Genomic DNA, 9,118 nt, shown 5'->3' with positions numbered 1-9,118 from the left:
GTAAACGGTAGCGGAACAGTGGCAGTAACTGGAACAGGAACGACTGGAGACCCATATGTACTAACAAGTGCCGATACATCCGATGGTTCGGAGACAGTTGTAAACGGCAGCGGAACGGTGGCCGTAACTGGAACCGGAACAACACCTGACCCATACGTGCTTACTACAACAGCAGGAGACAACTTTTCGAATACAGATTTAATTTTAGACGCCAACAGAACTCACAATCTAGCCGGCTTTAACTTTGTTTTTGGTGGCCCAGGTAATATAGCAGTTGGTACACTTCCAGGTGCTCCACAAAGCAAATTAGATGTTGACGGACAAATTCAAGCTAGATTGGGGTTTGCCGGCAACCCTGGCTCTGCTGGAAATCCAAGTTTTGGTTTTTACACAGAAACTACTATGGGGATGTATAGAGCAGGGAATAATCAACTGGGTTTTTCCACAAATAGTACAGAAGCAATGAGAATTATTGCAAATGGTGACGTAGGAATTGGTGTTGCAATACCACTTTCGAATCTTCATGTTGATGGTGACATTCGAGCAAATGGTGATATATTATACGATGGTAACTCTACTGATTTAGTACCTGACTACGTCTTCCAAAAATATTATACAGGGAAATCATTTTTAAACAGTATTTACAAATTTCAAACTTTAGAAGAAATTGAAAATTTTATTAAAGAAAATAAACACTTACCCGGTATAAAATCCGCAGCCCAAGTAAAACAAGACGGGTTTTGGAACCTTAGCAAATCCAATATAAAAAACCTCGAAAAAATAGAAGAACTCTTCTTGCACACCATAGAACAAGAAAAGAAAATTAAATCCTTAGAAGACACAAACAGTTCACTGACTAACGAAGTGGCGCTGCTTATAGCCCAAATGGAAGCAATTAAAAAAATGTTGACAGCGAAGAACAACCACTAATGCAAAAAACCTGCTACATCCTTTTTATGCTTTTGGCAGTAACCCTTACCGCCCAAACTGCCCTATACAACAGTGGCAACTTGCGCATTCACGAGAATGGGAATCTTGGCTTTCACACCAATCTAATCAACGAGGCTCCGTTTGATACCAATTTAGGATTGGTAGGCTTCTATAGCCCTACAGAACTAACTGTCTCAGGCACCATAGTTCCTTTATTTTTTGATACTGAAATTGCCACGGAAAACGGATTGCATTTAGAGCTGGGCATAGATAACACCAACAACACCAGTTTTATCGTTGGCGATATCCTAAGCCCAAGAACTCAAGACAACACCTACTATAATTTCCTTAAAAATAGTTTTTACCTTGGTGAAGGAAATCTAAATAAAATAGATGGGTATGCAGCCATAACCAATAAGCAGAACTTTATTTTCCCCGTTGGGGATTCAGAATTGCTAAGGCCTTTAATACTTGACTCGGAAAGTACCAACCTCTTTGCCAAATGCGCCTATTTTTTTGAAAATCCAAATGCGCCTGTTTCCCGCAGTGGAAACTTTGATACTGATAACACAGCCAGGAATATAGAATTAGTTAGTACCTCAGAATTTTGGCGTTTAGAAAGCACGGTGGTGTCTACTGTTAATGTAAGCTGGAATGCCAGAAGTAGCATGGAAAGCCTTACAGATGACAGCACTACTCTTGTTTTAGTAGGCTGGAGCAAATTAGGCAATCGGTGGGAGAATCTTGGGGCAACATCCGTACTTGGCAACTTGGAGCAAGGTTTTATAACCTCGGAACCCTTTCTACCTTCCGATTATGAGATTCTAACCTTGGGGTCTTCAAAAATTCCTTTTGAGCCTTTGGCAAGAGCAGTCGTTAGGTTAGAAAACTATTTTGTGTCCCCTAACGGAGATAATATTAACGATACCTTTTTTGTTCCCGAACTAGAAAACTCTGAAAATAATATAGTTACCATTTATGACCGGTACGGCATAAAAGTATTCAAAAAAAGCAACTATACCAATGACTTTTCAGGAACCGCTAATGTGGGTAATTTTATCTTTAATAGGAATCAAGGGCTACCTTCCGGAATTTATTTTTATACCATATTCATGATAGATTTAAATCTTGATTACCAAGGTTTTCTCTACCTTACCAACAAATAAAATTATAGCTTTACCAACACCTTTTAAGGGTTGGCGATTACTTAAATGTCTTTAAATGGACCCTTTACCACAGTTTTCCCCAACTAGACAACAATAATATGTGAGGGCTATACGTATGTACTATTTTTAAAATATATTCAAAATTTCAAAGAAGAATTTTTTACTTAATTTTAAATATGGCACGTTCGTTTTTTTGAATGCACGTGTAGTTATCAAAAAGCAGCCTAATCATGATGCAAAGAAGATCATTTATTAAGAAAACGAGTGCCGCAGGAATCGCGATGGCCCTTGTACCCGGTATTACCCTAAACCAAGAAATGGAGTATTCCATCGTTGAGCTTATGGGCAAAACCAATATAGAACTGTATGGCGAAGGAATCAACCTGCGAAAGAAAGCACATGACGCTTTTCTATCCATGAAAAGAGCCGCTTATTCTGATGGCATCGACCTTAAAATTGTTTCAAGTTTTAGGAGTTTCCAGCGTCAGGAGATTATTTTTGAACGAAAGTTCATCACCTATACAGAAGATGATGAAATGGAGCCTTTAGCAGCTATCGATAAAATCATCGAATATTCTACGATACCCGGTACTAGCAGGCATCACTGGGGCACTGATATTGATGTTATAGACGGCTACCCAAAAACAAATGGCGATGTCTTGGTGCCGGAAAAATTCGAATCTGGTGGCCCGTTTGAAAATTTCAAAAAATGGATGGACGAAAATTCAGTAATCTATGATTTTCATCTTGTTTATACCGATAACCCAAAAAGGAGAGGTTTTAAATATGAGCCTTGGCATTACAGCTATGCGCCAATCTCGAAACCAATGCTAGAAGCCTTTAGAAGCAAGAACATTGCTCAATTATTACAACTAGAAGAATTTTATGGAGCGGAGCATTTTACCATCGGCTTTCTAAAAAACTATATCCAGAATAATATTTTAGACATCAATAGAAACCTTCTTTAACTCTTTTGTATGTTTCGGCGCCTTATAAAACACCGTAATCGTGAGAAGAGGTAGTTGAAAAATCGATATATTCATTGGCCGTGCCCCTGAAATATTCGCATGTATTCAAAAATGCAGCAATACGGAAACGAACCCCTATTCCAGACGTTCCCAACATATTAGCATGACCTAATGAAGACATCGCCATAAGACTGCAAAGCGCACCAAAAAAATAGCCCAGCAGCATGGCGAACTTTACGCTGACGAGCGCTTACAAGCTTTTGTAGTTGCCGCAGGAAACAAACTGTCACACAGCAGTATTGAAACAGATACGCCCTATAAATACGATTTTCCTTTACTAGCAGATGTTCAAACCATGAACACATTCGCAGCACCAGGCGGCCAGTGTGTTAGTACCTATGCACTCTTTTCGCATTGGAACGAAGCATAATTGGCTGGCGTATTGGGCCATGAAATAACGCAGGTAATCAGAAGACATTCCGCAAAATAAATCGCTAAAGGTGATTGCTGGCAAACATTGACCATGGATATCTCTGTAGCTGGCGATATGGGTGGTTTAGTATACAGAATAGGTGAGAATACCTTATTATAGGATGGGCGTGGAGACGAACTGGAAAGGGACGAGCTAGGCGTGCTCTTTATGATACAGTCTGGTTGTGCTTATGAGATGGTAAAAGTGATAGACATACTAAAAGCGGCAAGCGATCTCAATCGTACTCCAGAAATCCAAAGCATACATCCAAATCCAAAAAACAGCATATAAAAAATTTAGGAAGCTATGGAGCACTGTAGTAATAAGAGCTAAACGCTTATCGATCTTTTAAGCGCTTAAACGAGACCTACACCTAAAATTGACTTCATTTTCACTATATTTAAAATTCCCAAATTAGTGACACCATTTACCCTTTACCTTTATAGCTATTGGTTAAATCAGTTGTGATGCAGTAGAACACGTCACATAAAAAATACTATATGGGAACACTATTACACTTTAAAGATCTTTATATATCTGCATTTGAAAATTGCAAACCAGAAATTTTGGTAGTACTATTAAAAGTATACTCCGTATTTTGTGGATTAATGTTACTAATGGCTTTTTATGCCTTCGCATATAGGGTCTTTCATGGATTTGAATTTTAACGTTTGTACTCTTTTACCTGAACACTATAAGAGATTTTATTGAAAATAAAAACCTGTTACGTATGCGTAAGAGGTTTTTTTATGTGCTGCATTCAAATGTAGGAGCATCCACCTTAGCCCCTCTTGGGAGAAAATCAAGGACTGGCGACCTTGATGTACACATCAGAACCGTATAACCAAGCCTAATAAATCTTTAAAAAAGTAAAAATCACCTAGTTGGAAATTAAAGAAAGTCGATAGCAATCCTATCATAAAAGCTAGTGTCCTAAACACTAAATTCAACCAAAAAGCTTGGAAAAATACTAGTTAAACTAGGGAAATCATGCTACTTTTGAAGGAACAATTTTGACAATGACCATGAACAAAAAAGTAATCTTAATGATTTTAGATGGCTGGGGAACATCTCCCGACCCTAAAGTCTCCGCAATAGATAATGCACATACACCTTATATCGATTCGCTATACACGGACTACCCTAATGCTGCTTTACGTACGGATGGACTTAATGTTGGCCTTCCAGAAGGGCAAATGGGAAATAGCGAGGTAGGACATATGAATCTGGGAGCCGGGAGAGTCGTCTACCAAGAATTAACACGCATTAATTTAGCGGTTAAAAACAATACCCTGAAAGACGAAAAAGTCTTAGTAGATGCATTTGATTACGCTAAAAAAAATAAAAAGAAAGTACATTTTTTAGGACTTTTAAGTGATGGAGGCGTGCATTCCCATATTACACATTTAAAGGGTTTGCTTACTGCTGCTAACGACAACGGTTTAGAAGATGTATACGTGCATGCGTTTACAGATGGTAGAGATGTGGACCCAAAATCAGGCATTGGTTATGTGCAGGATTTACAAGAACACATGTCTAAAACCGTAGGCAAGATTGCAACTGTTACGGGTCGGTACTACGCGATGGACCGCGATAACCGTTGGGAGCGCGTAAAATTGGCCTACGATGTTATCGTAAACGGAGTGGGTGAACCAACAGAGCATATTACTAAAGATTTACAAATAAATTATGACAACGATGTTACCGATGAGTTTATAAAACCGATGGTAGCTGCTAAAAATGGAACGGTAGATGCCGATGATGTAATTATCTTTTTCAACTTTAGAACAGATCGTGGAAGAGAGTTAACAAATATGCTCTCCCAAAATGATTTTCCGGAATATCATACTAAAAAATTGCCACTATATTACGTTACCATGACCAATTACGATGATAGTTTTAAAGGAATGCACATCGTTTTTAACAAGGACAATATCACCGACACCTTAGGTGAAATTCTTTCCAAGGCCGGCAAAAAACAGATCAGAATAGCAGAAACCGAAAAATACCCCCACGTCACCTTCTTTTTCTCTGGTGGACAAGAAGCCCCTTTTGATGGGGAAAGTAGAATTTTAAGAAATTCCCCTAAAGTGGCTACCTACGATTTAAAACCCGAAATGAGTGCCTACGAACTTACCGGTGCCTTGGTAGAAGATTTAAAGAAACAAGAGGCTGACTTTGTATGCCTCAACTTTGCTAACGGAGATATGGTAGGACATACCGGTATTATGGAAGCCGCCATAAAAGCATGTGAAGCCGTTGATATATGTGTGAAAAACGTAATAGAAACTGGATTAGACAACGGGTACTCAACCATACTCATTGCAGATCATGGCAACTGTGAGACGATGATCAATCCAGATGGTTCACCCAATACGGCACATACCACGAATCCTGTTCCCATTATTTTGATAGATCCAGAATTAAAACAAATTCATGATGGTGTTCTTGGCGATTTAGCCCCTACTATTTTAAAAATGATAGGTGTGGAACAACCGGCGAGCATGACCTGTACCTCCTTGATTTAAAAACAGAATTCTCCATAATTGGAGTATAAAAAAGGATTGTTTTACCTTTGTACCCTATGATAAAGATAAAATCGGCCCAAGAAATTGAATTAATGCGGGAAAGTGCATTAATTGTATCAAAAACCCTAGGAATGCTGGCAGCGGAAGTAAAACCTGGTGTAACCACACTCGCTTTAGATACTTTAGCAGAAACCTTCATTAGAGATCATGGTGGTGTCCCTGGTTTTCTTGGCTTGTATGACTTTCCCAATTCACTATGCATGAGCCCCAATGCACAGGTCGTACATGGAATTCCAAATAAACAACCATTGCAAGAAGGCGATATTATCTCCATAGATTGCGGTGTTTTAAAAAACGAATTTTATGGTGACCATGCCTATACATTTGAAGTTGGAGAGGTATCCCCGGAAACCAAAAAGTTACTACAGATTACCAAAGAATCGCTTTATATTGGAATCCGAGAATTTAAAACTGGCAATAGAGTCGGAGATGTTGGCTACGCGATACAAAAATTTACCGAAGACCATGGATATGGTGTTGTGCGGGAATTAGTAGGCCATGGATTGGGTAAAGAAATGCATGAGGATCCCGAAATGCCCAACTACGGAAAACGAGGAAGAGGCAAAAAGTTTGTTGAAGGCATGACGGTTGCCATAGAGCCCATGACCAATTTAGGTACAAAAAGCATTAAGCAATTGAAAGATGGCTGGACTATTCTGACCGCTGACGGCAAACCAAGTGCACACTTTGAGCACAACATAGCCATTATAAACGGAAAACCGGAATTACTTTCCACCTTTCAATATATTTATGATGTTTTGGGAATAAAAAGTAATGAGGAAGATGAATTCAGGCAAACCAAACTCCAGTCTTAAGAACCTCGTATAAATGAAGAAAATCTTTAAATTCTTCCTCAATTTCATACCAAGACCAGTTCTCATAAAAGTTAGCTATTTCGTAAGGCCTTTGTTTGCATTATACTACAGAGGCACTCAGTATACCGACCCCATTGATGGCAAAAGATTCAAGAGCTTTTTGCCATACGGCTACGAAAGTCCAAGAGAGAATGTATTATCTCCCTCTACCCTCTCGTTAGAGCGACATAGATTACTTTGGCTTTATTTAAAACAAGAAACTAATTTCTTCCAAAAGCAGCTTAAAGTACTACACTTTGCTCCTGAACAAGCTTTTTATAAGCGCTTTAGAGCATTGACAAATATCAACTACACCACAACAGACCTTAACTCCCCTTTAGCGGATATAAAGGCCGATATCTGTAACCTTCCTTTTAAAGCTAATTCTTTTGATGTTATTCTATGTAATCATGTACTCGAACATATTCCTAACGATACCAAAGCCATGGGGGAGCTGTACCGTATCCTAAAACCAGGTGGTTGGGGTATCTTTCAGATTCCGCAAGATATGAATCGAGAAACTACCTTCACAGATGACCGTATTACAGATAAAAAAGCACGCGCTAAGATTTTTGGACAATACGACCATGTGCGAATTTATGGTAGGGATTATTTTAAAAAACTAAGAAGTATTGGTTTTCATGTATTAGAGGTGGACTACACTAGTACACTTACGCCAGAAGAAATTAATAGGTATAGACTTGCAAAGGGAGAAATTATACCCCTTGTAAAAAAGTAACTATTCCAAGATTAGGTTCTTAAAGCCCTCGGTCAAAAATTCTTGTATGCTGCCTTTGTCATCTGCGTAGATGATATAGGCATCTAAACTATCGTCCGATAACACGAGTTGTTTTGCCTGCTCTAAATCCATGACCATACATGCCGTAGCATAACCATCAGCGGTAGCACAATCATCTGCCAAAATAGTGACACCCAAAGTGTTCGAATTTTTTGTGAAACCGGTTATCGGGTCTATCGTATGTACATACTTTTGTCCTGTAACCTCGTCTATCCTAAATTTCCTATAATTACCGGAAGACGCTAACGCTCTGTTATTTAACCGTATCGCAATTTTAGATTGCCTGTTGTATTCATTCTCAGGATTATCGATACCTACGCCCCAAGGCCTACTTTTTATCGTATTTATTCCTTTTCCAACAACCTCTCCGCCAATTTCTATCAAATAATTCTGGATACCCTTTTCATCTAACAACACGGCTACCCGATCAATGGCATAACCCTTTGCGATTGCATTAAAATCAAAATAGATGTTTGAATTTTCCTTTAGCACTTTATGCTCCTGAGAAATTTGGACCTTATCGAAACCTACGAATTGTAACAAACTGTCTACGCTAATACTGTCTAGGAGCATCTGCTGCTCTGGACCAAAACCCCAAGCATTTACCAAGACGCCTACCGTAGGGTCAAAATAACCCTTAGTTACCCTATGTATTTCTTTGGATAAGTCAAAGACATCCTGAAACATATGGTCTACCTGCAAGGTAGAATCTCCCCTATTAATTTTAGATATGTCCGAGTCAGGAATATAAGTTGATAAGGACGTATTAACCACCTGGAATACAGAATCGATTTCTTGTTGATAATCTAAGGTTTTATCTGCTAAATAGATAATACTGTAAGAGGTTCCAAACACGCCTCCTGTAGCCCCATTCTTAATTATCTCCTTTTTTTCAGAATTACAAGAAAACAGGATACTACAAAGAACAATTAAACTATATCTTTTCATTATTCAATTTCTGTTAAGCCATCGTAATCAACTATATAATCCTCATTAAGATAAACCGGTAAATTATAGTCCTTTGAGTTTACCAGTCCCACGGCAGCATAAAAGGTACGTGCTTCAAACTTTATAGCATGATCTCTCATTTTATTAAGATCTGCCCTAAAAAATTCCATATCCTTGGGGTCTCCGGGGTATCCTATACTCTTGACCACTACAAAGTGTAACTTCTTGTCCATAGTACAAACAAACTGGGGATTCTTCTTTAACTCGCTGTTTACTGACAAAAATTCAAATCCAGCCTCCTCGAGCTGCTTGCCTACAATATTCATTGCTAAATTATGTAACTCTTGTTCTGTAAGTATATGCATTGTATTGTCTTCTATTTTTATGCCTTAT

General features: G+C 38.6%; 10 protein-coding genes. 7 read left to right on the top strand and 3 right to left on the bottom strand.

The genetic code is table 11. From position 1 onward, the window contains the following. The 3 genes from Q360_RS25020 to Q360_RS0121680 form a co-directional block, all read left to right on the top strand. On the top strand, nucleotides 1–930 hold a 930-nt coding region (locus Q360_RS25020; RefSeq protein ID WP_027078953.1), incomplete at its 5' end, for a hypothetical protein. Then, nucleotides 930–2,096, top strand: coding sequence for a gliding motility-associated C-terminal domain-containing protein (locus Q360_RS0121685; RefSeq protein ID WP_027078952.1), 1,167 nt, complete (start codon nucleotides 930–932; stop codon nucleotides 2,094–2,096). The genes Q360_RS25020 and Q360_RS0121685, both read left to right, overlap by 1 nt. A 233-nt stretch (nucleotides 2,097–2,329) precedes the next feature. After that, complete coding sequence (locus tag Q360_RS0121680; RefSeq protein WP_027078951.1) at nucleotides 2,330–3,064, top strand: M15 family metallopeptidase; 735 nt, start codon at nucleotides 2,330–2,332, stop codon at nucleotides 3,062–3,064. 22 nt (nucleotides 3,065–3,086) lie between these two features. Here Q360_RS0121680 and Q360_RS26085 read toward each other — a convergent pair whose 3' ends face one another. Then, on the bottom strand, nucleotides 3,087–3,290 hold the full coding sequence (locus tag Q360_RS26085) for a hypothetical protein (protein WP_156950238.1): 204 nt from the start codon (nucleotides 3,288–3,290) through the stop codon (nucleotides 3,087–3,089). Between the two features lie 746 nt (nucleotides 3,291–4,036). On the opposite strand from Q360_RS26085, the gene Q360_RS27305 reads away from it, so the two are divergent. From Q360_RS27305 to Q360_RS0121660, 4 genes are all read left to right on the top strand, one after another. Beyond that, nucleotides 4,037–4,204 carry a DUF6747 family protein gene (locus tag Q360_RS27305; protein ID WP_316931552.1) on the top strand — a complete coding sequence of 56 codons (168 nt, stop codon included), beginning with the start codon at nucleotides 4,037–4,039 and terminating at the stop codon, nucleotides 4,202–4,204. Between the two features lie 357 nt (nucleotides 4,205–4,561). Then, on the top strand, nucleotides 4,562–6,064 hold the full coding sequence (gpmI, locus tag Q360_RS0121670) for a 2,3-bisphosphoglycerate-independent phosphoglycerate mutase (protein WP_027078950.1): 1,503 nt from the start codon (nucleotides 4,562–4,564) through the stop codon (nucleotides 6,062–6,064). Between the two features lie 56 nt (nucleotides 6,065–6,120). Further along, nucleotides 6,121–6,939 carry a type I methionyl aminopeptidase gene (gene map, locus Q360_RS0121665; protein WP_027078949.1) on the top strand — a complete coding sequence of 273 codons (819 nt, stop codon included), beginning with the start codon at nucleotides 6,121–6,123 and terminating at the stop codon, nucleotides 6,937–6,939. A 13-nt stretch (nucleotides 6,940–6,952) separates the two neighbouring features. Further along, nucleotides 6,953–7,717: a class I SAM-dependent methyltransferase gene (locus Q360_RS0121660; RefSeq protein ID WP_027078948.1), complete on the top strand. Its 765-nt coding sequence runs from the start codon at nucleotides 6,953–6,955 to the stop codon at nucleotides 7,715–7,717. Here the strand turns inward: Q360_RS0121660 and Q360_RS0121655 are convergent, their stop codons facing one another. Continuing rightward, nucleotides 7,718–8,725, bottom strand: a complete 1,008-nt coding sequence (locus Q360_RS0121655) for an FAD:protein FMN transferase (RefSeq protein ID WP_036196450.1) — start codon at nucleotides 8,723–8,725, stop codon at nucleotides 7,718–7,720. Then, entirely contained in the window at nucleotides 8,725–9,090 is a 366-nt protein-coding gene (locus Q360_RS0121650) for a hypothetical protein (protein ID WP_027078946.1), read from the bottom strand. Before Q360_RS0121650 ends, Q360_RS0121655 begins: the two co-directional genes overlap by 1 nt. Nucleotides 9,091–9,118: the final 28 nt, after the last annotated feature.

Source organism: Maribacter antarcticus DSM 21422, assembly GCF_000621125.1.
Classification (GTDB): domain Bacteria; phylum Bacteroidota; class Bacteroidia; order Flavobacteriales; family Flavobacteriaceae; genus Maribacter; species Maribacter antarcticus.
The sequence above is the reverse complement of the archived record's forward strand: the minus strand, read 5'-3'. Positions and strand labels throughout refer to the sequence as shown.

What these genes read in the sequence shown, in the direction of transcription:
- Q360_RS0121650 (WP_027078946.1), bottom strand. Translation starts at nt 9,090, where the DNA reads ATGCATATACTTACAGAACAAGAGTTACATAATTTAGCAATGAATATT.
- gpmI (WP_027078950.1), top strand. Translation starts at nt 4,562, where the DNA reads ATGAACAAAAAAGTAATCTTAATGATTTTAGATGGCTGGGGAACATCT.
- map (WP_027078949.1), top strand. Translation starts at nt 6,121, where the DNA reads ATGATAAAGATAAAATCGGCCCAAGAAATTGAATTAATGCGGGAAAGT.
- Q360_RS27305 (WP_316931552.1), top strand. Translation starts at nt 4,037, where the DNA reads ATGGGAACACTATTACACTTTAAAGATCTTTATATATCTGCATTTGAA.
- Q360_RS0121660 (WP_027078948.1), top strand. Translation starts at nt 6,953, where the DNA reads ATGAAGAAAATCTTTAAATTCTTCCTCAATTTCATACCAAGACCAGTT.
- Q360_RS0121680 (WP_027078951.1), top strand. Translation starts at nt 2,330, where the DNA reads ATGCAAAGAAGATCATTTATTAAGAAAACGAGTGCCGCAGGAATCGCG.
- Q360_RS26085 (WP_156950238.1), bottom strand. Translation starts at nt 3,290, where the DNA reads ATGCTGCTGGGCTATTTTTTTGGTGCGCTTTGCAGTCTTATGGCGATG.
- Q360_RS0121685 (WP_027078952.1), top strand. Translation starts at nt 930, where the DNA reads ATGCAAAAAACCTGCTACATCCTTTTTATGCTTTTGGCAGTAACCCTT.
- Q360_RS0121655 (WP_036196450.1), bottom strand. Translation starts at nt 8,725, where the DNA reads ATGAAAAGATATAGTTTAATTGTTCTTTGTAGTATCCTGTTTTCTTGT.